28 protein-coding genes and 1 pseudogene are annotated in these 26,147 nt (G+C 67.2%); 22 read left to right on the forward strand and 7 right to left on the reverse strand.

Features of this window, described 5'->3' with window-relative positions; translation table 11 throughout:
- Window positions 1–93: 93 nt before the first annotated feature.
- Both J1902_RS19675 and J1902_RS19680 read right to left on the reverse strand, forming a co-directional pair.
- Window positions 94–393, reverse strand: a complete 300-nt coding sequence (locus J1902_RS19675) for an alpha/beta hydrolase (RefSeq protein WP_307794399.1) — start codon at window positions 391–393, stop codon at window positions 94–96.
- A 44-nt stretch (window positions 394–437) separates the two neighbouring features.
- Window positions 438–620, reverse strand: a pseudogene (locus J1902_RS19680) (alpha/beta hydrolase fold domain-containing protein); the annotation flags it as partial.
- A 69-nt stretch (window positions 621–689) separates the two neighbouring features.
- Here J1902_RS19680 and J1902_RS08450 point away from each other — a divergent pair.
- Window positions 690–980 (forward strand): response regulator transcription factor, encoded by a 291-nt coding sequence (locus J1902_RS08450; RefSeq protein WP_242701771.1) that lies wholly within the window; start codon window positions 690–692, stop codon window positions 978–980.
- A 198-nt stretch (window positions 981–1,178) separates the two neighbouring features.
- Here the strand turns inward: J1902_RS08450 and J1902_RS08455 are convergent, their stop codons facing one another.
- Both J1902_RS08455 and J1902_RS08460 read right to left on the reverse strand, forming a co-directional pair.
- Window positions 1,179–1,628: a DUF5997 family protein gene (locus J1902_RS08455; RefSeq protein WP_207615800.1), complete on the reverse strand. Its 450-nt coding sequence runs from the start codon at window positions 1,626–1,628 to the stop codon at window positions 1,179–1,181.
- Window positions 1,629–1,705: 77 nt separating this feature from the next.
- Entirely contained in the window at window positions 1,706–3,142 is a 1,437-nt protein-coding gene (locus J1902_RS08460; RefSeq protein WP_372434424.1) for an amino acid permease, read from the reverse strand.
- Between the two features lie 443 nt (window positions 3,143–3,585).
- Between J1902_RS08460 and J1902_RS08465 the strand changes: the two genes are divergently transcribed.
- A complete protein-coding gene (locus J1902_RS08465) occupies window positions 3,586–4,341 on the forward strand; it encodes a LysR family transcriptional regulator substrate-binding protein (RefSeq protein ID WP_207615802.1) in 756 nt (251 codons plus the stop codon).
- A gap of 14 nt (window positions 4,342–4,355) precedes the next feature.
- Here the strand turns inward: J1902_RS08465 and J1902_RS08470 are convergent, their stop codons facing one another.
- A complete protein-coding gene (locus tag J1902_RS08470; protein WP_207615803.1) occupies window positions 4,356–5,060 on the reverse strand; it encodes a GntR family transcriptional regulator in 705 nt (234 codons plus the stop codon).
- A 106-nt stretch (window positions 5,061–5,166) separates the two neighbouring features.
- Here J1902_RS08470 and J1902_RS08475 point away from each other — a divergent pair, with 106 nt between their 5' ends.
- From J1902_RS08475 to J1902_RS08515, 9 genes are all read left to right on the forward strand, one after another.
- On the forward strand, window positions 5,167–5,925 hold the full coding sequence (locus J1902_RS08475) for a LamB/YcsF family protein (RefSeq protein ID WP_207615804.1): 759 nt from the start codon (window positions 5,167–5,169) through the stop codon (window positions 5,923–5,925).
- Between the two features lie 61 nt (window positions 5,926–5,986).
- The gene (locus tag J1902_RS08480) at window positions 5,987–7,324 is read left to right on the forward strand and encodes an MFS transporter (RefSeq protein ID WP_207615805.1); all 1,338 of its coding nucleotides are present in this window, start codon (window positions 5,987–5,989) and stop codon (window positions 7,322–7,324) included.
- A 17-nt stretch (window positions 7,325–7,341) separates the two neighbouring features.
- Window positions 7,342–9,018, forward strand: coding sequence for a 5-oxoprolinase subunit B/C family protein (locus tag J1902_RS08485; RefSeq protein WP_207615838.1), 1,677 nt, complete (start codon window positions 7,342–7,344; stop codon window positions 9,016–9,018).
- Window positions 9,018–10,811 (forward strand): ATP-binding protein, encoded by a 1,794-nt coding sequence (locus tag J1902_RS08490; protein ID WP_207615806.1) that lies wholly within the window; start codon window positions 9,018–9,020, stop codon window positions 10,809–10,811. Before J1902_RS08485 ends, J1902_RS08490 begins: the two co-directional genes overlap by 1 nt.
- A gap of 197 nt (window positions 10,812–11,008) precedes the next feature.
- Window positions 11,009–12,019 (forward strand): LacI family DNA-binding transcriptional regulator, encoded by a 1,011-nt coding sequence (locus J1902_RS08495; RefSeq protein WP_207615807.1) that lies wholly within the window; start codon window positions 11,009–11,011, stop codon window positions 12,017–12,019.
- Between the two features lie 220 nt (window positions 12,020–12,239).
- On the forward strand, window positions 12,240–12,737 hold the full coding sequence (locus tag J1902_RS08500) for a hypothetical protein (RefSeq protein ID WP_207615808.1): 498 nt from the start codon (window positions 12,240–12,242) through the stop codon (window positions 12,735–12,737).
- Between the two features lie 168 nt (window positions 12,738–12,905).
- Complete coding sequence (locus J1902_RS08505; protein ID WP_207615809.1) at window positions 12,906–13,382, forward strand: hypothetical protein; 477 nt, start codon at window positions 12,906–12,908, stop codon at window positions 13,380–13,382.
- Window positions 13,383–13,522: 140 nt separating this feature from the next.
- The gene (locus J1902_RS08510) at window positions 13,523–14,134 is read left to right on the forward strand and encodes a DUF305 domain-containing protein (RefSeq protein ID WP_207615810.1); all 612 of its coding nucleotides are present in this window, start codon (window positions 13,523–13,525) and stop codon (window positions 14,132–14,134) included.
- Window positions 14,135–14,209: 75 nt separating this feature from the next.
- Window positions 14,210–15,094 carry a F510_1955 family glycosylhydrolase gene (locus tag J1902_RS08515; RefSeq protein WP_207615811.1) on the forward strand — a complete coding sequence of 295 codons (885 nt, stop codon included), beginning with the start codon at window positions 14,210–14,212 and terminating at the stop codon, window positions 15,092–15,094.
- A gap of 51 nt (window positions 15,095–15,145) precedes the next feature.
- Here the strand turns inward: J1902_RS08515 and J1902_RS08520 are convergent, their stop codons facing one another.
- Window positions 15,146–16,252 carry a GTP pyrophosphokinase gene (locus J1902_RS08520; RefSeq protein ID WP_207615812.1) on the reverse strand — a complete coding sequence of 369 codons (1,107 nt, stop codon included), beginning with the start codon at window positions 16,250–16,252 and terminating at the stop codon, window positions 15,146–15,148.
- A 112-nt stretch (window positions 16,253–16,364) separates the two neighbouring features.
- Here J1902_RS08520 and J1902_RS08525 point away from each other — a divergent pair, with 112 nt between their 5' ends.
- From J1902_RS08525 to J1902_RS08560, 8 genes are all read left to right on the forward strand, one after another.
- Window positions 16,365–17,186 carry an alpha/beta hydrolase gene (locus J1902_RS08525; protein ID WP_207615813.1) on the forward strand — a complete coding sequence of 274 codons (822 nt, stop codon included), beginning with the start codon at window positions 16,365–16,367 and terminating at the stop codon, window positions 17,184–17,186.
- Between the two features lie 57 nt (window positions 17,187–17,243).
- Entirely contained in the window at window positions 17,244–18,230 is a 987-nt protein-coding gene (locus tag J1902_RS08530) for a carbohydrate kinase family protein (protein WP_207615814.1), read from the forward strand.
- Window positions 18,227–18,757, forward strand: a complete 531-nt coding sequence (locus tag J1902_RS08535) for a YbhB/YbcL family Raf kinase inhibitor-like protein (RefSeq protein WP_207615815.1) — start codon at window positions 18,227–18,229, stop codon at window positions 18,755–18,757. The genes J1902_RS08530 and J1902_RS08535 overlap by 4 nt, the downstream gene beginning before the upstream one ends.
- Before the next feature lie 44 nt (window positions 18,758–18,801).
- Window positions 18,802–19,611 carry an HAD family hydrolase gene (locus tag J1902_RS08540; RefSeq protein ID WP_207615816.1) on the forward strand — a complete coding sequence of 270 codons (810 nt, stop codon included), beginning with the start codon at window positions 18,802–18,804 and terminating at the stop codon, window positions 19,609–19,611.
- Window positions 19,612–19,769: 158 nt separating this feature from the next.
- Window positions 19,770–20,018: a hypothetical protein gene (locus J1902_RS08545; RefSeq protein WP_207615817.1), complete on the forward strand. Its 249-nt coding sequence runs from the start codon at window positions 19,770–19,772 to the stop codon at window positions 20,016–20,018.
- 62 nt (window positions 20,019–20,080) lie between these two features.
- The gene (locus J1902_RS08550) at window positions 20,081–20,866 is read left to right on the forward strand and encodes a glycerophosphodiester phosphodiesterase family protein (protein WP_307794398.1); all 786 of its coding nucleotides are present in this window, start codon (window positions 20,081–20,083) and stop codon (window positions 20,864–20,866) included.
- A 203-nt stretch (window positions 20,867–21,069) separates the two neighbouring features.
- On the forward strand, window positions 21,070–21,633 hold the full coding sequence (locus J1902_RS08555) for an RNA polymerase sigma factor (RefSeq protein WP_242701783.1): 564 nt from the start codon (window positions 21,070–21,072) through the stop codon (window positions 21,631–21,633).
- Window positions 21,630–22,187: a hypothetical protein gene (locus J1902_RS08560; protein ID WP_207615819.1), complete on the forward strand. Its 558-nt coding sequence runs from the start codon at window positions 21,630–21,632 to the stop codon at window positions 22,185–22,187. Before J1902_RS08555 ends, J1902_RS08560 begins: the two co-directional genes overlap by 4 nt.
- 132 nt (window positions 22,188–22,319) lie before the next feature.
- Here the strand turns inward: J1902_RS08560 and J1902_RS08565 are convergent, their stop codons facing one another.
- Window positions 22,320–23,192, reverse strand: a complete 873-nt coding sequence (locus tag J1902_RS08565) for a pentapeptide repeat-containing protein (protein WP_207615820.1) — start codon at window positions 23,190–23,192, stop codon at window positions 22,320–22,322.
- 400 nt (window positions 23,193–23,592) lie between these two features.
- Between J1902_RS08565 and J1902_RS08570 the strand changes: the two genes are divergently transcribed.
- The 3 genes from J1902_RS08570 to J1902_RS08580 all read left to right on the forward strand — a co-directional run bounded on the left by J1902_RS08570 (window position 23,593) and on the right by J1902_RS08580 (window position 26,124).
- Window positions 23,593–24,033, forward strand: a complete 441-nt coding sequence (locus J1902_RS08570) for a VOC family protein (RefSeq protein WP_207615821.1) — start codon at window positions 23,593–23,595, stop codon at window positions 24,031–24,033.
- A 290-nt stretch (window positions 24,034–24,323) separates the two neighbouring features.
- Window positions 24,324–25,466: a glycerate kinase gene (locus tag J1902_RS08575; protein WP_207615822.1), complete on the forward strand. Its 1,143-nt coding sequence runs from the start codon at window positions 24,324–24,326 to the stop codon at window positions 25,464–25,466.
- 193 nt (window positions 25,467–25,659) lie between these two features.
- Complete coding sequence (locus tag J1902_RS08580; RefSeq protein ID WP_207615823.1) at window positions 25,660–26,124, forward strand: GatB/YqeY domain-containing protein; 465 nt, start codon at window positions 25,660–25,662, stop codon at window positions 26,122–26,124.
- Window positions 26,125–26,147: the final 23 nt, after the last annotated feature.

Below are 26,147 nucleotides of genomic sequence, written 5' to 3' on the forward strand. Positions count from 1 at the left end.
GGTATCGACACGGGTCAGCGCATCCCGCGTTCATCAGTGTTGGGCCCTGCTGACCGGCAGGGCCCAACACTGATGAACTATTGATATGGCTGGTCAGGCCCCCAAGCTCCGGCGCACGAACTTCACAACCGCGTCGTGGATCTCCCGGCTGCGCGGCACGGCGCCCGACATCCAGTAAGTGCAATGGATGAGGCCGTCCACGCAGAGGAATTCGGTGGGGACACCCGCCGCCGCCAACTGGGCCGCGTAGGCTTCAGCTTCGTCGCGGGCAACGTCGAATTCCGTGGTGATGACCAAGGCTGGCGGCAGGCCGGCCAAGGACGCGGCGGGACGGAGTAGCATGGGGGTTTTCCGCGTCCGCAGGGGTGGGCAGGTAAGTGCCCCAGAACGAATCCATGTCTGCGGCCGTGATCACGAACCCCGTCCTTGAACTCAGCCCGGGAGGCGAACTCCGCGGTTGAATCAATGACGGGGTAGACCAGGACCTGCGCACTCAGCGCCGGACCGCCGTCGTCCCTGCTGCGAAGCGCGGCAACTGCCGCGAGGTTGCCGCCGGCGCTGTCACCCATCACCGCAATCCGCGACGGGTCGCCACCGTACCCGGCGATGTTTCCGGCCACGAAGGCCGACTCTGTTCACGCCGCCGAGACCGTTGGCACCACCTCAGCCCCCGCAGACTGGCCGAACTATTGGCGCAGCAGCCGCGTTTAACCAAAGAGGAGGCGATTACAAAGGCCCTCGGCGTCAAGCCCTCCGTTGGCAGCCAAGCAGCGGCGAAGTCCCCGCTGACGCCCCGGGAACGCGAAATCGCCCGCCTCGTCGCCGAGGGGCTCAGCAACCGTTCCATCGCTGAGACCCTTGTGATTTCGCCCCGGACGGTGGACGGTCACGTCGAAAACATGCTGGGCAAACTCGGCTTCGGTTCGCGCACGCAAATCGCCGCCTGGGTGTCGCAGCAGGCAGCTTCGTCCCTTCCGTAGCCGTCATCGGGGCCGCTTCAGCCCGTTGTCGGCACTCCCGCCGCGCGCTCCGCGTCCGCCAATGCCTGTGCGAGACGCTCGACGGTGGCCCGGTAGTCGGTGCTGACGCCCGGGCCGCAGAAATGGCAAAGGCTTGTTTGCGGTTCCGGACCTTGAAGGTCCGGAACCGCAAACAAGCCTCGGAATGCCTGGTGAAGCCTAGGCGTGGTCGCGCTTGGACGCCTTGGGAGCGTCGCGCTTGGCGGCCGCGTTGTCCTTGGCTTCCTTGGTGGCATCCTTCTTGGCGGCAGCCTCCTTGACGCGCTGTGCCTCGGAACGGACGGCGGCGTGCGTGGCGCGCTCGGTCACCAGCCACTGCGGCGGGGCCTGCAGCAGCGCGGTGATGTCCGCCGTCGTGAGCGCATCCTCGACGCCTCCGCGGGCGAGGCCGCTGATGGATACGTTCAGCTTCTGGGCGACAACGGGGCGGGGGTGCGGGCCGTTGCGGCGAAGTTCAGCCAGCCACTCCGGCGGGTTGGCCTGGAGTTCGGCGAAATCGGCGCGTGAAATAGCCGAATCCTGGAACTCCTGGGGTGTTGCGGGCAGGTAGATGCCGAGTTTCTTGGCAACGGTTGCCGGCTTCATGGACTGGGAGTTCTCAGAGGTCATACTTCAAGGGTATCCGCCAGCGCGAATTCGTGGGGCAGCGGCGGCGCTTCCGCCGCCGCTGCAGCCGGGCCGCGCGGCTAGGCTCCGATCCCGGCGGGGACCTTCCCGGCGTCGTTGCCGGCCTGGCCGTCCTCCGAAGCCAGCTTGCCACGGGAGGGGCCGCCGCTGTCCTTGCGTCCCTTCCTGCCGTACTTGACGTGGAAGATCAGGTAGCACGCCGCCACGAACGGGACGCCGAAGTACAGGGCGGTGGCCTGTGCCGGATCGAAGCCGATGCCGATCATCGAGCCCAGGCAGGCCACGAACGCCAGGATCGGAACCAGCGGGAACAACGGGGCCTTGTACGGCAGGCTGGAGAGGTCCCCGCCGTTCCGGATGAAGGCGCGGCGATGGAAGTAGTGCGAGGCCACGATCGACATCCACACACCCACCGTGGCGAAACCGGCAACCGAGGTGAGCACCAGGTACACGGTGGTGGGCGCCACGATGCTGCTGATCAGTGACGCGAGGCCGCCGAAGATGCTGACGATCAGGGCGACCATCGGGATGCCCCGCTTGGTCAGCCTGCCGAACGCCTTGGGCGCGTGCCCCTCTGCGGACAACGAGAACAACATGCGGGCACAGGAGTACAGGCCGCTGTTGCCCGCCGAGAGCAGCGCCGTGATGACCACGAAGTTCATGATGTCCGCGGCGTAAGGGACGCCGATGCTGGAGAAGACCGTGACGAAGGGGCTTTCGTCGAGACCGGCCTTGTCGTAGGGGATGGTGGCGGCGATGACCACGATTGCACCGATGAAGAAGATCACCAGGCGCAGGACCGTGGTCCTCATAGCCTTGGGGATGTTCTTGGCCGGATCGGTGGTCTCGCCGGCGGCCACACCGATCAGTTCGGAACCGGAGAAGGCGAAGAACACCACCAGCACGGTGACCAGCACGCCGGTGAAGCCGTTGGGGAACAGGCCTTCCGCCGTCGAGAAGTTCTCAAACAGGTGCGGGTAGCCGCCGGCGGCCATCGGGTGGAAGCCGAGAAGGGCTGCGCCGCCCAGGATGATCAGGCCGACGACCGCGGCGACCTTGATCATGGCGAACCAGAATTCGCTCTCACCGAAGACGCGGGAGGAAATCGCGTTCATCCCGAAGAGCACCGAGGCAAAGACCAGGCACCAGATCCAGACGGGAACCTCGGGGAACCAGCGCTGCATGAGCAGGCCGGCGGCGGTGAATTCGGAGCCTAGGGCCACCACCCAGGTCAGCCAGTAGAGCCAGGCGGTGGTGAACCCCGTGGCCGGCCCGATCGAGCGGGCCGCGTAGATGTGGAAGGCGCCGGAAACGGGGTACGCGATGGCCAGTTCGCTGAGGCACGCCATCACCAGGTAAACGACGACGGCGCCGATGAGGTAGGCGACCACCGCGCCGAGGGGTCCGGCCTGGGAAATAGTGTAGCCGGAGCTGACGAACAGGCCGGAGCCGATCACGCCGCCGAGCCCGATCATCACCAAGTGGCGGGCTTCCATCGACCGCCTGAGGCCGGGCTTGTCCGGTTCCGTCCCAGCGTGCGGTTCAGCCGGGGCGCTGGGCTCAGCCGGGGCGCTGGGCACATCGGCTTCTTGGGGCAAAGCAGCTCGCATGGATCCTCCGGGAGGTTAGGGGTCGGGAAAAGGGGGTACGCAAATGAACGGTGGGGGCCGGAATCCGCGTGAAGGAGATCGTTCGGGGCTCCGCAGAGCCGTCCGTTCGGACCGTGGTGATCAAGCTAACACGGGGGATCCATCGCCAAGGCCGGGGGTCAAACAGGCAAAGAATCCTCACGGTTGAACTGTGACGAAGCTCTCCGAGCGACAGTCTTGCTGTTGCTAACAAGTAATTATTGCAAGTATTGCTTGGGTATCTTCGCGGCGGTGCCCGCGGGAACCATTGGCCTGCTGCAGCGCCGGGTGCCGGGCGGTACTGTGAACTGGTGCCAGCCGATCAAGAACCCACCGCCGCCTCCGACGCCGAGACCCAGCCGGAGCCGGGCGACGCCGGGCGTCACGGCCTGAGCATTGCCTATGTTGCCGGCGTGACCCCGGGGAAGTGGATCCGCCGCTGGGCAGAGCGCATGCCCGGTGTTCCGCTGCATGCCTTCATGTCCGACGCCGGCGAGCAGCTTTCGGTGCTGGCCGAGGGTTCCGCGGAGCTGAGCTTTGTCCGGCTGCCGATCGAGCGCGAGGGCCTGAACGTCATTCCGCTCTACGAGGAGCAGCCCGCGGTGGTGGCGCCCAAGGGCCATGAAATCTCGGTCTTCGAGGAAGTCGAGCTGGCGGACTTGTCCGAGGAGAACTTCCTGGACGTCGAGGAGATGGGCGGCCCGGAGATGGCGTTGCAGGTGGTGGCCTCCGGCGCCGGCCTGGCGATCATGCCCATGTCCGTGGCGCGGCACTTCAACAACAAGCAGACCGTGGTGCGCCGCCTGAACGGTGCCCCGGGCACCCAGATCGCCCTGGCCTGGCCGAGCGGCACCGACAGTCCTGTCATTGAGGAGTTCATCGGGATCGTCCGCGGTCGCACCGCGCAGAGCTCGCGCCAGCCCTCGGCACAGCAGGAGAAGCCAAAGAAGGCGCCCAAGCCGGACCGCCGGGGGGGTGGCGCCAAGAAGCCCTCCGTGCCGCAGCGCTACGCACCCAACCCGGACAAGGGCCGCGGCAAGGGTTCGCGCAAGAAGGGCAAGCGCTAAGGGCGCTGCCCGGCCTATTCCCCGTGGACGGCCCGCTGCTGCGCTTCCGAACGGTCCAGGTATGCGTGCAGGAGCTCCCCGGCGCGGTCGAGTTTGCCTGCTTCCAGGGCTGAGCAGATCTCGTCGTTTTCCGTGAGGTATCCGCTGTAGAAGTGGGCGTCCACGCTGGCCTTGTGGAAGAACAGGCGCATCTCCGCCAGTACGTGGGACATGATCGTGTCCAGCCGGCGGCTTCCGGCCAGGGCGACGATGGCGCCGTGGAAATGCTGGTTGGCGCTGCCCAGGCCCTCGTTGTCCTCCACGGCGGCGGCGCGCTTGCCTTCCTCCACCGCGGCGCGGACTGCGGCGATGCCTTCCGGCGTTCCGCCGCCGCGGATGGCGCTGACTTCGATGGCCCGGCGCACGGTGTAGACGTCGTGGATGTCCCCGGCTTCCAGGGTGGCCACGAAGACGCCCCGGTTCGGATGGCGGACCACCAGGCGCTCGCTGGCCAGCTCGGCGAAGGCCTCCCGCACAGTGTTGCGTGAGACGCCCAGTTCCTCGGCGATGGCGGCTTCCGTCAGCCGGGTCCCGGGGACCAGCATGCCCTCGGCCAACTGGTAGCGCAGCTCATCGGCCACGCGCTCCGCAACGGAGGGTACGGCCACGCGGCGGCGGGCGCTCCCGCCCCGTCCGACACCGTTGACGGGGTCGCGGAGTCCTTCATCTGAACTGGCCATGAACCGAACTTACACGATTGCCAAATACTTGAATCGCTGAATTGTTGAACAATCCGACATTTTGATGCATCCTTGATCTAAGGCACTTCATGAGACAGGGATCACAATGGCAAGCATCGATCTGAACAGCGACGTTGGTGAGTCGTTCGGACGTTGGACACTCGGCGACGACAACGCCATGTTCCAGTCCGTTTCCAGCGCCAACGTGGCCTGCGGATTCCACGCCGGCGACCCCACCGTCATCCGCACCACTTGCCAGCAGGCGGCGGAGGCCGGCGTCGTGATCGGTGCCCATGTGGGCTACCGGGACCTTGCCGGATTCGGCCGCCGTTTCCTGGACATCGATCCCCTCGAACTGGCCGATGACGTCGTGTACCAGATCGGTGCCCTGCAGGCCCTGGCGGCCACCGCCGGAACGTCCGTCACGTACGTCAAGCCGCACGGCGGCCTGTACAACGCGATCGTCAAGCACACCGCCCAGGCCCAGGCCGTCGTCGACGCCGTCAAGTCGGTTGACCCCACCCTTCCGATCCTCGGGCTCCCGGGCTCCGAGGTCCTGCGGCTTGCCGAGGCGGCCGGACTGCGTGCCGTCACCGAGGCCTTCGCGGACCGCGCCTACAACCCGGACGGCACGCTCGTATCGCGCACGCTGCCCGGAGCGGTCCTCCACGACCCCGCCGAAGTGGCGGAGCACGTGCTGCGGATGGCCACCGAACAGTCGGTCCGGGCGATCGATGGTTCCATCCTGAATATCCGCGCGGAAAGCATCTGCGTGCATGGTGACTCACCGGGGGCCGTCGCGATGGCCACCGCCGTGAAGTCCGCCCTCAGCGACGCCGGCGTCAGCATCGGCACCTTCGTCTGATCCCCCGGGCCGGCCACCGGCCTCCCGCTTCAATCCCCACCTCGTCTCCCCGGAGGAACACATGAGCACCAACAGCAAGGCAGCACAGGCCGTGACAAGGAAGCCACCGGCCGGCGCCATCAAGGCGTACATCGCCAGCCTCACCGGCACCTCGCTTGAGTACTACGACTTCGCCATCTACTCGGTGGCATCCGCCCTGGTCTTCCCCAAGATCTTCTTCCCGGGAAACGATGAGTTCGTCGCGCTCATCCTGTCCTTCTCGACCTACGCAGTGGGCTACTTTGCCCGCCCGATCGGTGGCATCGTCTTCGGCCGCCTCGGCGACAAGATCGGCCGCAAGTACGTCCTCGTGGTCACCCTGCTGCTGATCGGCGTCGCCACTGTCCTCATCGGTGCGCTGCCTGACTACTCGGTGATCGGCATCGCGGCCCCCGCCATCCTGGTGCTCCTGCGCCTGGCCCAGGGCATCGGCGTCGGCGGCGAATGGGGCGGCGCGGTATTGCTGTCCAGCGAATTCGGCGACGCCAACAAGCGCGGCTTCTGGTCTTCCGCGGCCCAGATCGGCCCGCCCGCCGGCAACCTCATGGCCAACGGCGCCCTGGCCATCCTGGCCGCAAGCCTCAGCACCGAAGCGTTCCTCTCCTGGGGCTGGCGCGTAGCGTTCCTGGCCTCCGCCCTCCTGGTGGTCTTCGGCCTGCTCATCCGCCTCAAGCTCGAGGAAACCCCGGTCTTCAAGGCCATCCAGGCCCACGGCGACCGCCCCAAGGCCCCCATCAAGGAGGTCTTCACCACCCAGCCGAAGGCCCTGGTCGCCGCAGCCCTCTCCCGCATCTGCCCTGACATCCTGTACTCCCTGTTCACCGTGTTCGTGGCCGTGTACGCCACCAAGGAACTGGGCATGACCACCGGCAACGTGCTGGCGGCCATCCTCATCGGCTCGGCCTTCCAGCTGTTCCTCATCCCGCTGGCCGGCGCCCTCACGGACCGCTTCAACCGCCGCCTCGTCTACGGCATCGCAGCAGCCGGCACGGCCGCCTACGTCCCCGTGTTCTTCCTGATGATCCAGGACAAGTCCGTGCTGACGCTGACCATCGGCGTGGTGATCGGCCTGGCGTTCCACGCCTTCATGTACGGCCCGCAGGCCGCCTTCATCACCGAGCAGTTCCCGGCCCGCCTCCGCTACGCCGGCAGCTCGCTGGCCTACACCCTGGCCGGCGTGATCGGCGGCGGCTTCGCTCCGATCATCTTCACCTTCCTCTACGGCTCGGCCTCCGGCGGCTGGCTCCTCATCGCCGGGTACCTGCTCCTGGCCGCCGTCGTCACGATCGTGGGCATGGCCATGGGCCGCGACCCGCACGTCGAAGAAGAAGAGCGCCTCCTGCAGGAGTCGCACGCCTAAACGGCTGCGAGCGGATGATGGAAACCGAAATGCAGAGTCGCGCAGCGCAGCAGACAGCCGGCAAGGTCCGCTCCGTGCGGCCGGTTGGCACCCGTGCGGTACTCGCAGAGCTGGACGGCCTGCAGGACGTCCTGACCCTGCAGGCCATGCTCTTCGAGTCCCCGCTCCCCGGCCAGGTGGACGTCCTGGCCGCGGCCGAGACGGTGATGGTGGTGGGCGAGTCCGCCGAAGCCACCCGCACCATCGGCTCCCTGCTGCTGGAGCTTGAGCTCACCGGACCGGTGGAGAACGACGGCGGCCTGGTGGTCATCGACACCGTGTACGACGGCGATGACCTCGCCGACGTCGCGGAGCTGACCGGCCTGGGGGTGGACGGCGTCATTGCCGCCCACACCGGCCAGATCTGGACCGTGGCGTTCGCCGGCTTCGCCCCCGGGTTCGGCTACATGGTGGGCGAAAACGATGCGCTGGAGGTTCCCCGCCGTTCCTCCCCCCGCACGGCGGTGCCTGCCGGTTCCGTGGCCCTGGGCGGCCAGTACTCCGCCGTCTATCCGCGCCGTTCGCCCGGCGGCTGGCAGCTGATCGGGCGCACCGGCGCCCGCATGTGGGACCTTGACCGGCCCCGGCCTGCCCTGGTCCGCCCGGGGAACCGGGTGCAGTTCCGGGCCGTCCGCGAGGTGGTCACGGTGGCTCCGGCCGCGGCGTCGGCTGCCGAACCCGAGCCGGCCGCGGCCGGGCTCCGCATCCTAGCCCCCGGCGCCCTGAGCCTCATCCAGGACCTCGGCCGCCGCGGCCACGGGCCGCTGGGCGTCTCCGCTGCCGGTGCGCTGGACCGGGCGTCGCTCCGGCGCGCCAACCGCCTGGTGGGCAACAGCTCCTCCGCAGCCGCCATCGAGACCGTCAACGGCGGGCTCAGCGTGGAGGCGATCGGAGACCAGGTGCTTGCCGTGGCCGGCGCGCCGGCAACGCTGACCATCCAGTCGCCGTCGCGCGCTTTGGCCGGCGGCGAGGACGACGACGGCGAGCCCCAGCCGGGCGCGCAGCGGACCGTTCCCATGGCCGCGCCGTTCGCGCTGCTTGACGGCGAAGTCCTGAGTGTCGGCGCCCCGGTAAGTGGCTTCCGCACGTATCTGGCCATCCGGGGCGGGGCAGACGTTCCCGCCGTACTCGGGAGCCGTTCGACGGACACCATGTCCGGGATCGGCCCGGCACCGCTGGTGCCCGGCCAGCCTCTCCCTGCAGGCAAAGACACGGATTCGGCAGTGGTGGGCAACCCCGAGCTCCAGCCCGAGTTCCCCGGACACGGCGAAGCCGGCGTCACCGTCCTGGACATCATTCCGGGCCCGCGCGAGGACTGGTTCGAGCCCTCCGCCCTGGAATCGCTCTGCAGCCAGTCCTGGCAGGTCACCCCGCAATCGAACCGGGTGGGCATGCGCCTGGCGGGCGAGCCGCTGCGCCGGAGCCGGGACGGTGAACTGCCCAGCGAGGGCACCATGGCCGGCGCCATCCAGATCCCCCCGGCCGGCCTTCCCGTGCTGTTCCTGGCCGACCACCCGATCACGGGCGGCTACCCCGTGATCGGCGTCGTGGCCGACGAGCACCTGGACCGGGCCGCGCAGGTCCCCATCGGCGGGAGCATCCGCTTCCGCATTTCCCCGAACTACGACGTACCTTCAAGAAAAGTGAGTATCTGATGCGCAAGGTCCTGATCGCGAACCGCGGCGAAATCGCCGTCCGCATCGCCCGCGCCTGCGACGACGCCGGGATCGGCTCCGTGGCCGTCTACGCCGACATCGACGCCGACGCCATGCACGTGGGTGCCGCCAGCGAGGCCTACAGCCTGGGCGGCAACAGCCCTGCGGACACCTACCTGAACATCGGCAAGCTCCTCGGGATCGCCGCCCGGTCCGGCGCGGACGCCGTGCACCCCGGCTATGGTTTCCTTTCCGAGAACGCGGACTTTGCGCAGGCAGTGCTCGACGCCGGACTCACCTGGATCGGCCCCGCACCGGAGTCCATCCGCCAGCTGGGCAACAAGATCACCGCCCGCGAAATCGCCGTCCGCGCCGGAGCCCCGCTCGTGGCCGGCAGCGACGGCCCCGTGGCCACGGCCGCGGAAGCCCGCAGCTTCGCCGAACAGCACGGCCTGCCCGTCGCCATCAAGGCTGCCTTCGGCGGCGGCGGCCGCGGACTCAAGGTGGTCCGTGAGCTGGAAGAGATCGAGGAAGCCTTCGACTCCGCCGTGCGCGAGGCCGTGGTGGCCTTCGGCCGCGGCGAATGCTTCGTGGAGCAGTACCTGGACCGCCCCCGCCACGTCGAGGCCCAGGTCATCGCGGACGTCCACGGCAACGTGGTGGTGGTCGGAACACGCGACTGCTCCCTGCAGCGCCGCCACCAGAAGCTCGTGGAAGAAGCCCCCGCGCCGTTCCTGAGCGCCGGCCAGAAGGAACAGATCTACCGCGCCGCGAAGGCCATCGTCCGCGAGGCCGGTTACTACGGCGCCGGAACCGTGGAGTTCCTCGTCTCGGCCGATGGCGCCGTCGCCTTCCTGGAGGTCAACACCCGCCTGCAGGTGGAGCACCCCATCACCGAGGAAACCGCCGGAATCGACCTCGTCCAGGAACAGTTCCGCATCGCTGCCGGTTTAACGCTGAGCATTTCCGAGGATCCGGTTCCGAGGGGGCACTCCTTCGAATTCCGGATCAACGCCGAGGACGTCGGACGCGGCTTCCTGCCCTCCCCGGGCACCGTGGCTTCGTTTGACGGTCCCACCGGGCCGGGCGTCCGCCTGGATTCCGGCGTGCGTGCGGGCTCCTTCGTGCCGCCGCAGTTCGACTCGCTCCTGGCCAAGCTGATCGTCACCGGCGCCGACCGCCAGCAGGCGCTGCGCCGGGCCCGCCGGGCACTGGCCGAAATCAACATCACCGGCCTGGCCACGGTCCTGCCGTTCCACCGTGCCGTGCTCGAGGCCCCGGACTTCACGTCCGAGGACGGCCTGCACGTCCACACCCGCTGCATCGAAACCGACTTCACTGACCAGAATCCGGGTGGCCAGATTCCCGTGGACCCCGAATACAGTGCCGTGGCCCCCTCCGGCGAGCGGCGCACCGTCACGGTGGAGCTCGACGGCAAGCGCCTTGCTGTAGGACTTCCGGCTGATCTGCTGGACGGCTGGGCCCGCTCCGGCCAGGGGCTGCCGTCCGCTTCGCAGGTCTCGGGCCTGGGTTCCGGGCTGCCCGACGGCGGTGTGGCGGCTTCAGGTGCTGCCGTCGCCGAAAGCGCCCTCGTGTCCCAGATGGCCGGCACCGTGGTGAAGTGGCTCGTGGAGCCCGGCACCGAGGTTGCCGCCGGCGACCCACTGGTGGTCCTCGAGGCCATGAAGATGGAAACCCAGCTCTCCGCACACCGCGCCGGAACGCTCTCCGCCGTGCTGTCCGGAGCTGGCGGCGTGGTCAGCGCTGGCACCATCCTGGCGCACATCGAGTAGGAGCGTCCCTACCCGGCCCCACTGCTTCGTCCTTGGCCCGCTGTTCCGTTGCTGCCCAGCGACGGAACAGCGAGCCAGAGACGAGCGGGGGGCACATGACCGCTGTCCGCTGCGCAGCAAGGGCCTGGCCAAATCCCGATAGAGTACCTCTCAACCGGCCGTTTCGAGGCCCAGGCGGCAGAGACAGGACGCAGACGTTGAGGCAAGGATCCAAGCCGACCATTCGTGATGTTGCCGAACGCGCGGGCGTGTCGCTGACCACGGTGTCCTATGTGCTCTCCGGGCGCCACGGCGGAACCACCCGTATCAGCGAGCCCACGCAGGAGCGCGTCAAGGATGCCGTCCGCGAACTGGGGTATGTGCCCAACCAGGCGGCCCGTGGCATGCGGCGGGGCAAGACGGATCTGGTGGCTGTGGCCATCGGCGACCTCGAATGGCCGTGGGACCGCGCCCTCGCCGCGGCTGCGGCCAAGATCCTCCCTGAGCACGGCTATCAGCCCGTCATTCTGCTGGGCAACGCGTGGCGGCAGTTCATGCTGTCCGGCGGGGCAGACGGCGTCATCCTCGGCTTCATCCCGGAAGGCGTCCTGGAGGACGAAACCATGACGGAACTGGCCCGGCGCGGGGTGGCCCAGGTGGTCATCTCCGAGGCCATGCAACCTGCCGGCTTCGACGTCCTGGCCCCTGAATCGGAGGAGGGCATTGCCGAAGGCCTGGATTTCCTCACCGCGAACCACAGCCGGATCGCCTGCATCCGGCGCGCCGAGGAGGGCCGCCGCACCAAGCCTTCCCGGTACAGCGGCTACGTGGCCGGAATGAAGCGTGCCGGGATCCCCGTCGATGACGACTTGGTCCGCACCTCACACCACCGCCGCGACCTCGCGTACCAGGCGGTGCTCGAACTCCTCCAGCTCCCCGAACCGCCCACGGCTATCTTCGCCACGGACGACATGGAGGCCCTGCAGGCCGTCCGCGCCGCCTTCCGCCTGGGGCTCCGCGTGCCCGAGGATGTACAGATCGTGGGCGTCGGCAACTCCACCGAAGGCCAGGAATCGGACCCAGCGCTGACCACGGTGGGCCCGGATCCGATCTTCGACCGAGTCTGCACCATGCTGGTGGACCGGCTCGAGCAGCGCTCGCCCGCCGAGGGCATCAGGGTCCCCGCCCCCTGGACCCTGCACCTGCGCGGCACCACCCTCCAGGACTGACGCTCTCTCACCTTTGGGGCCTTTTCGGCTGACGCTCTCTCACGTCTGCAAGTATTCCCTTGGGGGAATCTATGCGTCCTTGAGCGGGCAGCACCCCTGGCGCCAGCGTAACGTGGCACCGAAAGTTTGCTTAGGCTTGCCTAATCTCTAAGATTGGGGATGCAATTACGAAAGCAATTCCTTGCGTAATGCATCCCCAACAAGCCCGTGAAAGGCATCCATGAAAATTCCTGTCCTCGTAGCAGCCGGTGTCGGCGCCGTCGCACTCTCAGCCGCCGTGTTCCTCGCTCCTGGAGCCAGCGCATCCGACCCTGAGACAAGCAGCACGCTGCCTCAGTTCCGGGTTGAAAATGTCAAGGTCAGTTCCCCCCCGGCCGTCGGTAGCGGCCACATCGTCGACACGACCTTCAGCAACCCGCTGAAAGCCGAGATGGCGGACGGGTCCCTCAAGTCCCTCCAGGTGTTCCATGCTCCCCACTGGGACCACGACACGCCGCACTCACATGACGCCAAATCGGTAACCCTGACAAACGGTGACCGCACCGCTCGTGTCATCCTTGGTCGCGCCCTGCACTCTGAAAACCCTCCCTGTGACACCAAGGAGCCGCGCTGCTCGGACGACAAGCTCGAATGGGTCATCAAGGGCGCCACCGACATCCACGGCCAGACGCTCTCAGATTCCTCCTGGAGGGTTTGGGCCGAAGGCAGCAAGGACTAATCTGTAGGACAGATTGTCCATAGTGCGCGGGAAGGCGGTCCCGGCCGGGTTGGCCGGGACCGCTTTGTGACGTACTGCCAGATCGAAGCCATCGCCCGCATGGCCTACCTGCCCTCCCGTGCCGGTAACCTTGAAGTCAAACCGACCCGCACGGAAGGAGGGAAAGTCATGACCGCAACAAACCATGCTCGCGCGACGGCGTTCCTGCGCCGTGTGGGCCTGCTCGCCGGGTTCCTGGCCATCGTCGCCGGGATTTTCGGCATGCACGTCATGACCGGCACCCACACCGTGCACGCCCCCGCCGCCGTAGCGGGCGCCTCCGGGGGCGCAGCCCACGCCGGAACGGCAGCCCCTGATGGCCACCCCGGCCATCAGGCCGCCCCCACAGTTGACCACACGCAGGTGCAGGGCACCGGCGTCACCTCGGCAGAGTCGTGCTCCTGCTCCGGAAACTGCACCACCATGCCTGACATGAGTGCTGCCTGCGTTCCGTCGGCGCACAGCGGGTCCTTGGCGGCCCCGTTGCCCGGAACCACGGTCCTCGCCGTCAACGTCAACGCCGGAGTGGCCAGCCCGGCCACCGTGCGCTATTCCTATGTTCCCGGCAGTCCTTCGCCGGGCGAGTTGTCCATCAGCCGGACGTAAACAGGGATCTGCGCCGTGACCATATCCGGCGCGCATGCCCACCCTGACGCACCCCCGCGGGCCCGTCAGGCGCATCGCTGATGCACGAACCAACTCCGTGGCGCCACGCGCCAACCGATGTTTGAAGGACCTGAACTTCCATGAACAAAAAGTTTCTGACTCTTTCCGCCACCGCCATCGCCGCAGCCATAGCCCTCGCCGGCTGCGGGACCGGAACCGGATCCTCCGGCACCTCCACGTCCGGCACGAACCACAGCAGCACCGGCGCCCCCTCCAGCAGCGCACCGGCCGCGGCAGCGGACCACAACGCTGCCGACACGACATTCGCCCAGTCGATGATTCCGCACCACGCCCAGGCCGTGGAGATGAGCGACATGATGCTCGCCAAGCAGGACATCCCGGCGGCCGTGACGGCCCTGGCGACCAAGATCAAGGCGGCCCAGGGCCCGGAGATCGAGACGATGACCGGCTGGCTCAAGAGCTGGAATGAATCCGCGACAAAGCATGCCGGCCACGGCATGGCCGGCATGATGGGCGACGAGGACATGAAGAAGCTCGACGCGGCCCAGGGCACCGAAGCGGCCCGGCTGTTCCTGACCCAGATGATCGCCCACCATGAAGGCGCCGTCATGATGGCCAAAACCGAAAACACGGACGGGAAGGACGCTGATGCGGTCAGCCTCAGCAAGGCCATCGTGACCGCGCAGGAAGCGGAAATCCAGGAAATGAGGGACCTGCTGGCCACCCTCTGAGCAGCACCCTCCGGCGCCGGCCCTCCCCGGGCCGGTGCCGGCCCCTCCCGCCACCTCACATACCTGGAGTTTCCCATGCCCTTTCCATCGAAGACCCGCCCCCTGGCCGCAGCCGTGATGGCTGCCGCTGCAGGCCTCGTTCTGGCCTTGTCTGCCTGCACGCCGGCGTCTGGTCCAGCCACCGGCACGCCCTCAACCCAGCCTGCCGGTAACGTACTGCCCAGCGCCCACATCCACGGGCTGGCCGTCAGCGGCGACACCGGCCAGGTGCTCCTTGCCACCCACGACGGCCTGTTCGATGTCACGAAACAACCCGCCACCAAAATCGGGGGCACCGATGACTTGATGGGCTTCACCGCAGGCCAGGGCCAGGGCATCTTCTATGCCTCCGGCCACCCCGGAAAGGGCTCCGACCTTCCCAACCCGCTCGGGCTGATCAAATCCAGCGACGGCGGCAAGACCTGGGAACAGCTCTCCCGGCAGGGTGAGTCGGACTTCCACGCCCTCACCACCACGAAATCCGGGATCGTGGCGTTCGACGGGACACTGAGCACCAGCCCGGACGGCAAGACCTGGAAAACGGTCGCCGCCGGCTTCGCACCCGCGGTCCTGGCCGGAAACCCCAACAGTGACACCGTCCTTGCCACCACCCAAGAGGGCATACAGCGCTCCACCGACGGCGGCAACACCTGGGTACTGGAGAAGTCCGCCCCTGTGATCCAGTTCGCCGCGTTCGCCACTCCCACAGAGGCCGTCGGCGTCGAACCCGGCGGGGCCGTCCACTACTCGTCCGACGGCGGGGCGACCTGGACCCGGAAGGGCCAGATCGGCGGCAAAGTCCAGGCGATAGCCGCCGTAAAGGGCACCGACGGAAACCCGCACATCTGGGCCGCCACCGCTGACGGGATCATGGTTTCCACCGATGGCGGGACCACGTTCCGGCCCGCCGACGCCTCCTGAACCCATGCGCACCGGCGCCGCGGCCAGCACCCTCCGGCTCGGCCGCCGTACCTACGTGGCGCTTTGGCGGTAGCGCTCAATCTGTTTCAGGCGCCGCTGGAGGCTGTCGCGCCGCGGGTGGGGGACGACGTCGGGCGCTTCCGCGGTGAGGTCGATGTGGGCGGTGCCGTACTGCCACAGCAGGAGGTCATCCAGGAGGCGGTCCGGTCCGGGGGAGTAGCGGTGGTCCAGGGCCTTGCGGACCTCGGTGATCCGGTTGGCACTGAGAAGGCCGGCCAGCTCCACGGTCTTGGTGAGGCCGTGCGCCGCCAGGAGTTCGGCGGCCCAGCCCCAGTCGTCATCCACTTTGCGGTCCACGTGCGGCAGCAGCGTCCGCCAGACGTCGCGGATCCGGTTGGGGGTCAGCGCCATGCCGCCCTCGCCCTCCAGGTCCCAGTAGCTACGGACCTCCGCGTAGCGCTCGTTGAGGTCGGCGAAGGCGCCCTCAACGGTTTCCAGCATGGCGGCGGTGGCCGTGAACTGCCGGTCGAAGTGCGGCGTCCAGGCGCGCGGGTCCTCGGCCTTGAAGCGGATGTCGTGCTCGATCTCGCTCCAGGCGTGGGCGAACACGGTGCGGATCTGGCATTCGAAGAAGTAGCTGCCGTTGGCCGGAATGTCCGGGTTGAACTCGTGCTGGTATTCCTTGACGGTCTCGTTCTGGATGGTGCGCAGGATCAGGTGCCGGCTGGAGTACCCGTAGGTGCCGGATTCGATGGAGCCGATGTCCTTCTCGCGGTCCCCACGGCAGTCGAACAGCTGTCGCTGGCGCTTGATGATGTTGGCCACGGCGGCGTTTTCGGCTGGCAGTTTGGTGATGATGCGGATGCCCACCATGTCATTGAGCGTCCGGAAGGGGTCCGGGAACTTGAGCACGCGGGGACCGCCGGGCTCCAGCGGGTCATCCGTGCGTGAAATCTTCTCGCGGAAGGACTCCACGGTCTTGGTGCGCCCCGTCACGAACAGGGGCGTGACTTCCGATTCCTTGAGCATGGTCCGCAGCGTCAGCAAAACGTCCCGCGTCACAAGTTTCAGGGCCGGCCGGACGCGCTCGTATAGTTCCACGTTGGCCTGCACAGATTCGCGCAGGTCCGGATCCAAGCTGTCCCAGTTGCTCGCCATACTCCCAGCTTACGGGGAAGCGCTGACAGCTAAAGGGTGCCACCCGCCGTCGCGGTGGTGCTACCCGGCAGTACAGGCGGCTCGCGATAAGCTCGCTACAAAGGAGGGCGCAATGATGCGGCACAAGTACTTCTACGGCGATCACCCAAGCCAATGGGGGGAGCTGTTCATCCCAGAAAACCATGGGGCCAAACACCCCGGTGTTTCGGCCTTGGCGGACGGCGTGGTCGTGGTGATCCACGGCGGTTACTGGCGCTCGCAGTACGGTGCTGAACTCGGCGAGCCCATCGCCCGCGACCTCGCAGCCAGGGGCATTCCCGCCTGGAACCTCGAATACCGCCGCGCCGGCAACGGCGGCGGCTGGCCGCACACCTTCGAAGATGTCCTGGCCGGCATCGACCACCTCGCCGGCATTGCCGGGGAACACGGCCTGAAGCTGGGCAAGGTGGTGGCCCTGGGCCACTCCGCCGGCGGGCACCTGGCAGTCTGGGCTGCGGGCCGTCAGCGCCTTTCGGTCATCGGCGCCCACGACGCCGAGCGCCAACTGCAGCGCAATCCCGAGGAAACCGCCGTCCACCTGACCGGCGTGGTCAGCCAGTCCGGTCTGCTCAACCTGGCCGAAGCCGAACGGCTTAACCTAAGCAACGGTGCCGTCTGCAACCTCATGGGCGGCGATTCCGTTAGATACCCCAAACGGCATAGGTTTGCCGATCCCATGAGTACCCTGCCCATCAACGTGCCCGTCTTCGCCGTGCATGCCGCGGACGACGACGACGTTCCAGCCAGCCAGTCGGAGGGCTACGTTGCGGCGTCCACCGCTTCCGGCGGCTCGGCGCAGCTGCTCCGGGTTCCCGGGGACCACTACGACCTCATCGACACCAAGTCCGTGGGCTACAAGAAATGCCGGGAACTGGTCCAGCGCCTGCTGGCTTGATCCCTAGTCTGGCTTAATCACTAGTCCGCGGTGCCGTTCCTCTGGCAGAGTGGTCCCATGCTTACAGTCATTGGCGAGGCGCTGGTGGACGTCGTCCAGCGGTCCGGCGGAGTGGAGGCGCACGTCGGCGGCAGCCCGCTGAATGTCGCTGTGGGCCTGGCCCGCCTGGACCATGGCGTGCAGTTCGTGGGGCGCTTCGGCCGCGACACCTACGGCGATTCGGTGGCCGCACACTTGCGCTCCAGTTCGGTCATGGTGCCGCTGCCGCCGGATGACAAGCCAACCAGCGTGGCCACCGCCATAATCGACGACGACGGCGCCGCCAGCTACTCCTTCGACCTCGCCTGGGAGCTTCCCGGCTTGGCGGGGCGCCTGCCGTTCATGCTGCAGGGAGCCACCCTCCTGCACACCGGTTCGATCGCTACGATGCTGGAGCCTGGCGCTGCCGAGGTGCTGGCCGCCGTCGAGCACGCCCACCCGAGCACCACCATCAGCTTCGACCCCAACTGCCGCCCCAGCATCATCGCGGACCGGGCCTACGCTCGGGCGCAGACCGAGCGTTTCGTGGTGCTTGCCGACGTGGTCAAGGCCTCGGACGAGGACCTCGAATGGCTCTACCCCGGCGTCGACGCCTTGGAATCGGCCCGCCGCTGGCTCGGGCTGGGCGGTTCCGAAGGTCCCGCCGTCGTGGTGGTCACCCGCGGCGCGCAGGGACCGTGGGGCGTCACGGCCGCCGGCGAGGCGCAGGTTCCTGCGCCCGAAGTGGACGTCGTGGACACGGTCGGAGCGGGCGATTCCTTCATGGCGGCGCTGCTCTCCGGCATCGTGGACCGCGGCCTGGTCGGGGCGCAGAACCGCGGCGATCTCCGGGCCATGCCCCCGGAGGTCCTTGCGGGGGTCCTCGGGCACGCCGCCCGCGCGGCCGCCGTCACCGTCTCCCGGGCCGGCGCCAATCCGCCCACCCGGGCGGAACTCAACGGGGCGTCTTTCAACAGTGAAGCCGGCCTGCCGGTTCTGGGGGCATCCAGTAAGGAGCAGCCATGAGCAAGAATCTTCCATACGCGACGTCGGCGTCGATACCGTCCTTCCGGCTGCACAGCAGTTCGTTCAACGACGGCGCCACCTTGCCCCCCGCGCAGACCAGCGCCCGGTTTGGCGTGGCCGGAGGGAAGGATGAGTCGCCGCAACTGAGCTGGGGGCCGGTTCCGGAAGGCACCAAGAGCCTCGCCGTGACGGTTTTTGACCCCGATGCCCCCGGCGGCGGCTTCTGGCACTGGGCCGCGGCAGGCATCCCCGCTGGCACGGGGTCGTTGGCGGCCGGTGCGGGGTCGCCGGACGGCGGGATGCTTCCCGCGGGCGCGTTCCAGTTGAAGAACGACGCCGGATTCTCCGGTTACCTGGGCGCCGCGCCGCCCAGGGGCCACGGACCGCACAGATACGTTGTGGCCGTGCATGCGCTGGACGTTGCGGATCTGGGCCTCGGTGCCGGTGCGCCTTCCAGCAAACTTGGCCCTAAGCTGGACCAGCACACGCTGGGCCGGGCTGTCATCACGGGCAGGTTCGAGCGGTGACGGGCGGCGGGCGGTCGCGCAAGGCTGCCACGTAGACTGACGTAATGCGCCTTGTAGCAAGCGATATCGACGGCACCATCCTTGGCCACGACGGCAAGATCAGCGACCGCACCATCCGTGCGTTCCACGCGTGCCGGGAGGCCGGCGTCGAGCTGGTCTTTGTAACCGGCCGCCCGCCGCGCTGGTTGACCCCCCTGCAGGAGCAGCTGGGGCACAGCGGCACGGTGATCTGTTCCAACGGTGCCGTGGTCTGGGATCTCGCCGCGGAGAAGGCGCTGGCCTCGCATGTGCTGGGCATGGACGCCGTGCTGGAAGCGCGGACGATCATCAAGTCCATCCGCCCCGACGCCCTGTTCGCCGCCGAGACGCTCACCGGGTTCCACCTCGAGCCCGGGTTCATCGAGAACGCCACCAGCGAGCTGCTCTCGGAGGTCACCCCCGCTCCGCTGCGCCAAACGCTTACCGCGGACGACGCCGTCGTGAAGTTCCTGGCCATCAGCCGCAGCGTCAGCCCGGACGACTTCCTGGCGGAAATCCAGCCCGCCGTGGCGCACCTGGTGACCACCACGCACTCGGCGCCGCGGACCGCGCTCCTGGAAATGTCCGTTCCCGGTGTCAACAAGGCCGTGACGCTGGCCGAGTACGCGGCGTCGCTGGGGATCGATGCCGCCGATGTGGTGGCCTTCGGGGACATGCCCAACGACATCGAGATGCTCCGCTGGGCCGGTGAAGGCTATGCGATGGCCAGCGGCCACCCCGAGGCCATCAGTGCCGCGGGGCAGCAGGCCCCGCACTTCGACGACGACGGCGTGGCCCAGGTCCTCGAGGCGAAGCTCGCCGCCCAGCGGGTTTAGTCTGCCGCTGAAGTCGCCGGGCAGCCTTGCCGGCCATATGCCCGGAAAGGCATGTTTCATCTTTTTCCCAGCCGGCATACAACTGCCGTTCAACTTCCGCCCGTAGGCTTCCAGCCAGGGCCGTGGAACTTCGGCCTGTTGAACCTGCAGGGGGACACATGGGAAAGCGCCGAAACCAGGCTTTGAACACCGCACCGCTGAGGCGCGTGCAGCCGGACCGCCACTGGAAGTCACTGCGCCAGGGCGACCGTGTCAGCGTCACCCTTGAGCCGGGCTACGAATCGGTGGGAGTGGTGGACGCCGTCACCGGCGACGCCACGGCAGTGTGGGTGCACCTCGACGGAGGCCGCGGCCGCACGCTGGTGCACTGCAGCGACGGCGTGGCCGTCATCCCCAAGGATTGCTGAGCCCCGCCAAGCCCTCCCGGCTGCACCGCTGGCCCGTACACTGGGCGGGATAGGCTACGGAGGTGAACCATCCGCTGCCCTATTTCACCCGTCCGGACGGGAGCGCAGGACCGCTCGCCCTGGCCCATCGCGGCTACTCGCGGGACGGTTTGGAGAACTCCATGGCCGCCTTTCGCGCTGCCGTGGAGCTGGGCATCGGCCATCTGGAAACGGACGTCCACACCACCGCCGACGGCGTCCTGCTGCTGTTCCACGACGACGCCTTGGACCGCGTGACGGACAGTGAGGGCCGCATTGCGGACCTCACCGCGGCCCAGGTGGCGCAGGCCAGGATCGGCGGCCGTGAAGCCATCCCCACCTTCGATCAGCTGGCGACGGAGTTCCCCAAGGCAAGGCTGAATCTGGACGTCAAGGACTGGAACTCGGTCCGCACCCTGGCCGCGGCAATCGAGCGCCACGACGCCCATGACCGCATGCTCGTCACGAGCTTTTCGGACCGCCGGCGACGCGCGGTGCTGCGCCTGCTGAGCCGCCGCACGGCGACCTCCGCGGGCCTGCCTCTGACAGCCGCCTTCGTCCTGCTGGGCCCGGTCCTGCCGACCGGCCTGCTGCGGCGGCTACTGCACGACGTGGACGCCTTCCAGGTCCCGGTGGGCTTCGGCCCGGTCCGGGTCATTACCGCCGGTTTTCTCAGGCGGGCCCACCGCCTGGGCATCCAGGTGCATGTCTGGACCATCAATGATCCCGCGCACATGCGGGATCTCCTGGACCTGGGCGTGGACGGGATTGTCACCGACCGCTCGGACCTCCTCAAAGAGGTTCTGCAGGGCCGCGGGGACTGGGACTAACTTCCGGCCGCGGCGGCGACAGAGTGCCTTCCGAGTTGGGTCGCGCATTGTTGGTCTGTTGATTGAGGCTGTGTCGATCCGTGCTGGCTGCGATTTGTCGACTTCTGTGATTCGTGATGGAACCACGATGGGGTTGCCGGACACTTATAGGTATGGGGGACACTGGGAAGGGATCCACGGACGGTGAGCTTTGGCTGCGCGTCATGGATGGTGACGGTTCCGCTTTTGCTTCCCTCTTCATACGCCACCGGGACCGCGTCTTCGTCCACAGTCTCCGGCTGGTGAAAACTCCCTTTGAGGCTGAAGACGTCACCGCCATGGTGTTCCTTGAGGCCTGGCGCTGCAGATCCAGAATCCGGCTGGCCAACGATTCGATGCTCGGTTGGTTGCTGATAACTGCCACGAACGTGGCAAGGAACAAGCTCAGGTCCACGCTGCGCTATGAACGCCTCCTCCGGAAACTTCCGCAGTGCCAGGCGGTGCCGGATCACAGCGACTGGGTGGCTGAGACGGTGGACGAGGACCGGCGGTCTGAACTCCTGCACCAGGCTTACCGTTCGCTGGGTCGGCGGGACCAGGAAATTGTTGCGCTCTGCGTTCTTGAGGACATGGGCACAGCTGAGGTGAGCGAGCTGCTGGGCATTCCATCGGGCACCGTGAAGTCCCGGCTGTCACGCGCCAAAGGGAAACTTGCACAGCTGATGAACCCACAAGCCGGGTTCCTGCCGGCACCGCGCCCGCTCACGCCTGAAGAGGAAAGACCATGAATGAGATTCCGCGTTCACCGCGCTTCAATGCGGAACGCAGCGCAGCCATCGAGGCGCTCCTGGCCAGCGTCGTGCGGGACGGAACGCCGGAAAACCGGCACTTCCAGAACACCAAAAGCAAGAGGATTCTGCTTTCCGGTGTCGCCGTCGCCCTGGTGGCAACCGGGGCAGCGGCCGTAATGCAGCTGCCCGTCACGGACAAAAGCTCGGTACTTTGCTTCGCCCGAGCCGAACTCCACGGCAACCAGTTCCCCGGCACCACAGTTGTACTGGGGGAAGGGGCGAGGCCCGGCGAGCCAGCGCCACGCAACCCTATCCCTATCGGGGACGCGTTGGCCGTCTGCAGTGACATGTGGGCACAACACGTGCTCGACGCGAATACCCCCAACGGCTCGGCGGGTGGCCCGGGCCGGCACGACCCGACCTTCTCTCACCCTGTGCCAAACCCTTTGACAGTATGTGTGCTCAATGACGGCCGCGCCGCGGTCATCCCCGGGGACGAAAAAGTGTGCGGTTCACTGGGACTTGCCTTAAAGACCGATACCGCCCCCTGACCAATCCCAGCCCTCGTTCCGTTCAAGGTTCCTCAAACGGGATACCCCTCCTCGCGGGGGAATGGCCGCGAAGGACCGTCTCGGTTCCAAGGAACTGAGACGGCGACGAATGGTCCTGCTCGCAGCGGGTGGTCATCCGTTGTGCCAGTGGGAGGGCATTTCCAGATCCGGGGGCAGAAGGGTTGCGCAGCTGCCTCTGGCGGCGTTGAGCTGCGGCTGGGTCAGGTAAAGGGCCTTCGACAGATCAGCACCTTCAAGCCGTGCGTCCCTGAAGTCTGCGCCGAGCAGGTCCACGCCCGACAAGTCACTGTCGCGCAGATCCGCGGCAATGAGGTAGGCCCCTCTGAGATCTGCCCCGCACAACCTGCGGGATCTGAGATTCTTGCCCATCAGATCTGCTCCCGGCGTCAGCGCGGAATCCAGATGGTCGTCACCGGCGGCAAAGTAGGAGGCCCGAACTTCTTCGCTGACATCCATCAGCGTTGACCTCACCTGGGAGTGAAGATCTTCAACATCCATCGAAAGCAGCTCCGGCAGCTCGCCACCGACTGCCTGCCCGATCGTGTTCCTGAGCTGCACCGCACGACTCGAGGCATCGGGATCGAAAGTTCGCGTCTGGGCCTCGGCCAGATACCAGAGCATCTCATGGAGCTGCCGGGCGGCTTTGAATGCGGAAAACATCTCGTCTTTGGTGTCAAGGTTATCCAGCCAGCTCTTTCCGGCGAAGAACCCTTGCGATACGTTCTGGCCGGCCCCGAAGCAGTCAAAGACCGCGCAGCCACGAAAGCCCCTCGGGCGCAGGCTGTCGTGGATTGAGCAGGAGAAGTCAGGCGCAAGGTTTTGGCATGGAGAGCCTGCGGGTTTGTCGAGGGCAAAATCCGCCGAACGCGAGAATCCGAAGGCCGTACAGCAGAGGGCGAAGCAGTTACCGCAGTCAGGGCGCAGGGATTGCCGGTCGAGGGCAGGCGAAGAGGGCTCGGGGGATTTGGCCGATGTCGTTTGCATGTGATCTTCCAGTGGTGAGTTCGGTGGTGGGCCGGCGGGTCGGGGAACTCCAAATGGAGTTCCCCTCGCGGGGTACACGGAATCACCGCTCCTCTATGGAGCGAACTGGAATCGCTGTAAAAGCTCTGGGTCACAGAGAAAAATGAAATATCACTGGCATCAGAATACCTGTCCGCCCCCGATGTCGAACCACAGTGTGAGAACAGCTGGGCGCTGCACTTTGGATGTAGCCGTTCTCAGGACTGGATTGGCTCTCACCTGACAGCCAGTTTTGTGCAGAGGACTTCGGACATCCGTGCACTCGTCTTAGAGGAAAATGACACGCGCCTTGCGGCTTGTTCGCGGTGGACGCGGGCGGGAGACTGGGTGTGGTTCAAACACGCGTGCGGGAGGTGGCCCTGTGGCTGTTCAACGGATGGATAACGTCGCCATCGTCGTCGACGACCTGGACGCGGCTGTCGCGTTCTTCACCGAACTCGGCATGGAGATGGAAGGCGGGGGGCCGATCGAAGGCCTTTGGGCGGACCGCACCGTCGGACTCGACGGCGTCCGGAGCGACATCGCAATGATGCGGACTCCGGACGGCCACAGCAAGTTGGAGCTGACCAAGTATCACACTCCCGCTGCGTCCGCCGCCGGGCCGGAGAACCCGCCGCCCAACACGCTGGGCCTGCATCGCGTCATGTTCGCTGTCGACGACATCGACGACACCATCGTCCGCCTGCGCGCCCACGGCGCGGAACTCCTCGGCGAGGTCGCGCAGTACGAGACCATGTTCCGGCTCTGCTACCTCCGCGGCCCCGCGGGCATCATCGTCGCCCTGGCCGAACAGATCGGCTGACACGAGCCTGCACCCCAGACCGAGCGCAACACGAAACCACCGGACCCCGATTGCGCATCGAACAAGTGGTGCCCGCTGAGGGATCCGCTTGCGGGCGGCCGACACCTTCTCCTAATCCGACGTGGTGTCTCAAGTGTCTCGAAACGCATGCGATGCAAGACCACGCAAAGCCCCAGGCTGTGACCCCAAGCGATCACAGCACGCCGCCTTTCCCGCCAAGCTCCACAGCCAAACCGTGAAATATCTCAACGGGAAAGCGCATTCCGCCTGCTAGCTGGCAGGATGGAGGAATGCGCATTCTGATCGCCCCGGACAAGTTCAAAGGATCCCTCACGGCCGCTGAGGCCGCCTCGGCCATGGCAGAGGGGGTGCTGCGCGTCTACCCGGACGCCGTGGCCACCCAGTTCCCCGTGGCCGACGGCGGCGAGGGCACCCTGGAGGCGGCCGTCGCCGCCGGCTACGAGGAGCGGGTCAACGCCGTGGTGGGCCCCATCCTGAAGCCGGTCGGCGCGGCCTGGGCCATCCGCAAGGATACCTTCGGCGGCGCCACCGCGGTGATCGAAACCGCCCAGGCGTCCGGCCTGGCCCAGATGGAGCCCACGCCGGAGAATTCCATCCGCGCCCACAGCTATGGCTGCGGCCAGCTGATCGCGGCGGCGCTGGATGCGGGCGCCACCGAGATTGTGCTGGGGCTGGGCGGTTCGGCCATGTCCGACGGCGGCAGCGGCGCCTTGCGCGCGCTGGGGCTGAAGCCGCTCGACGCCGCCGGGAACGTGGTCCCGCTGGGCGGCGGCTCGCTGGCCGACGTCGTCGCCGTGGACGTCTCCGGGCTGGATCCGCGCTTGGCCACGGCAAAGTTCCGCATCGCCGTCGACGTCCAGAACCCGCTCTACGGCAGCGACGGCGCCGCCCACGTTTTCGGCCCCCAGAAGGGCGCCGACGCCGACGCCATCGAACTGCTCGACGCCGGTCTGCGCAACTGGGCGTCCGTGCTGCGCGAGGCCACCGGGCGCGATGTCAACGTTCCCGGGGCCGGAGCGGCAGGCGGCTTCCCGGCGTCGTTCCTGGCCTTCACGGACGCCGCGCTGGAAGGCGGCTTCGCGCTGGTGGCCGGGCTGACCGGGCTCGCGGCGCACCTGGGCGAAGTCGATCTGGTCATCACCGGTGAGGGATCCATGGACGAGCAGTCCCTCACGGGCAAGGCGCCCATCGCCCTGGCCGATTCGGCGCGGAGCCGCGGCATCCCCGTCGTGGTGGTCGCCGGACGGATCCTGGTCACCCCGGAGGCCTTGGCCGAGCACGGGATCGTGGCCGCCGCCCAGCTGCTGGATGTCGCCCAGCGCAAGGACGGCGTCCCGGACGCCACCGACGCCGTTGCTAACGCTGCCAAATACCTGGCCTGGGCTACCGCGCAGGTGCTCGAGGGGGCCTGAAGCCCTGAGGTCATGCACATCGTAGGACCGCGGCCCGAGCCGGCACTAATTCCCGCCGCCGGGCAGATAATGAATGTACAAGCATGGCTTTGACCTCTGCCATGCACCTACGATGCGACGACCCCCGCCGGGCCGCCGTCGTCTCCGCAGGGCTGGCAGCCAGCCAGCACGGCAAATCGAATCGAGGAGCACCATGTCCAACTTGAAAGAGCGGCTGCACGCAGACGTCGTCAGCCACATAAAGGACGGCAACCGCGTCGCCCTGTCCACCGTGCGCAACGTCCTGAGCGAGATCGACACCCGTGAGAAGGCAGGCAAGGCGCCAATCCACCTGGACGATGCCCAGATCACGGCCATGCTGCAGAAAGAGGCTGCCCACCGCCACGAGACTGCCCACATTTACGAAGAAGCGGGAAAGACCGAGCGCGCAGCCGCGGAAATCGCAGAGGCCGAGGTCATCGAGGCCTACCTGCCGGAACCGTTGACCGCCGCTGAAGTCGAGTCCATTGTTGACGAAGCCATTGCTTCGTTGAAGGCCGACGGCGTTGAGCTGTCCCTTATCCACATGGGCTATGTCATGAAGCCGGTCACCGAGAAGGTCGCCGGCCGTTTTGATGGCAAGGCGGTCAGTGAGATCGTCCGGGCGCGGCTCTCGTAGGGAAACATAACGGAGAACGACGG

The sequence above is a fragment of the Arthrobacter cavernae genome (assembly GCF_017368795.1).
GTDB classification, from domain to species: domain Bacteria; phylum Actinomycetota; class Actinomycetes; order Actinomycetales; family Micrococcaceae; genus Arthrobacter; species Arthrobacter cavernae.

What these genes read in the sequence shown, in the direction of transcription:
- J1902_RS08485 (WP_207615838.1), top strand. Translation starts at nt 7,342, where the DNA reads ATGGAAACCGAAATGCAGAGTCGCGCAGCGCAGCAGACAGCCGGCAAG.
- J1902_RS08520 (WP_207615812.1), bottom strand. Translation starts at nt 16,252, where the DNA reads ATGGCGAGCAACTGGGACAGCTTGGATCCGGACCTGCGCGAATCTGTG.
- J1902_RS08490 (WP_207615806.1), top strand. Translation starts at nt 9,018, where the DNA reads ATGCGCAAGGTCCTGATCGCGAACCGCGGCGAAATCGCCGTCCGCATC.
- J1902_RS08500 (WP_207615808.1), top strand. Translation starts at nt 12,240, where the DNA reads ATGAAAATTCCTGTCCTCGTAGCAGCCGGTGTCGGCGCCGTCGCACTC.
- J1902_RS08545 (WP_207615817.1), top strand. Translation starts at nt 19,770, where the DNA reads ATGGGAAAGCGCCGAAACCAGGCTTTGAACACCGCACCGCTGAGGCGC.
- J1902_RS08505 (WP_207615809.1), top strand. Translation starts at nt 12,906, where the DNA reads ATGACCGCAACAAACCATGCTCGCGCGACGGCGTTCCTGCGCCGTGTG.
- J1902_RS08460 (WP_372434424.1), bottom strand. Translation starts at nt 3,142, where the DNA reads ATGGAAGCCCGCCACTTGGTGATGATCGGGCTCGGCGGCGTGATCGGC.
- J1902_RS08535 (WP_207615815.1), top strand. Translation starts at nt 18,227, where the DNA reads ATGAGCAAGAATCTTCCATACGCGACGTCGGCGTCGATACCGTCCTTC.
- J1902_RS08480 (WP_207615805.1), top strand. Translation starts at nt 5,987, where the DNA reads ATGAGCACCAACAGCAAGGCAGCACAGGCCGTGACAAGGAAGCCACCG.
- J1902_RS08510 (WP_207615810.1), top strand. Translation starts at nt 13,523, where the DNA reads ATGAACAAAAAGTTTCTGACTCTTTCCGCCACCGCCATCGCCGCAGCC.
- J1902_RS08515 (WP_207615811.1), top strand. Translation starts at nt 14,210, where the DNA reads ATGCCCTTTCCATCGAAGACCCGCCCCCTGGCCGCAGCCGTGATGGCT.
- J1902_RS08580 (WP_207615823.1), top strand. Translation starts at nt 25,660, where the DNA reads ATGTCCAACTTGAAAGAGCGGCTGCACGCAGACGTCGTCAGCCACATA.
- J1902_RS08475 (WP_207615804.1), top strand. Translation starts at nt 5,167, where the DNA reads ATGGCAAGCATCGATCTGAACAGCGACGTTGGTGAGTCGTTCGGACGT.
- J1902_RS08525 (WP_207615813.1), top strand. Translation starts at nt 16,365, where the DNA reads ATGATGCGGCACAAGTACTTCTACGGCGATCACCCAAGCCAATGGGGG.
- J1902_RS08565 (WP_207615820.1), bottom strand. Translation starts at nt 23,192, where the DNA reads ATGCAAACGACATCGGCCAAATCCCCCGAGCCCTCTTCGCCTGCCCTC.
- J1902_RS08530 (WP_207615814.1), top strand. Translation starts at nt 17,244, where the DNA reads ATGCTTACAGTCATTGGCGAGGCGCTGGTGGACGTCGTCCAGCGGTCC.
- J1902_RS08560 (WP_207615819.1), top strand. Translation starts at nt 21,630, where the DNA reads ATGAATGAGATTCCGCGTTCACCGCGCTTCAATGCGGAACGCAGCGCA.
- J1902_RS08470 (WP_207615803.1), bottom strand. Translation starts at nt 5,060, where the DNA reads ATGGCCAGTTCAGATGAAGGACTCCGCGACCCCGTCAACGGTGTCGGA.
- J1902_RS08575 (WP_207615822.1), top strand. Translation starts at nt 24,324, where the DNA reads ATGCGCATTCTGATCGCCCCGGACAAGTTCAAAGGATCCCTCACGGCC.
- J1902_RS08540 (WP_207615816.1), top strand. Translation starts at nt 18,802, where the DNA reads ATGCGCCTTGTAGCAAGCGATATCGACGGCACCATCCTTGGCCACGAC.
- J1902_RS08555 (WP_242701783.1), top strand. Translation starts at nt 21,070, where the DNA reads ATGGATGGTGACGGTTCCGCTTTTGCTTCCCTCTTCATACGCCACCGG.
- J1902_RS08455 (WP_207615800.1), bottom strand. Translation starts at nt 1,628, where the DNA reads ATGACCTCTGAGAACTCCCAGTCCATGAAGCCGGCAACCGTTGCCAAG.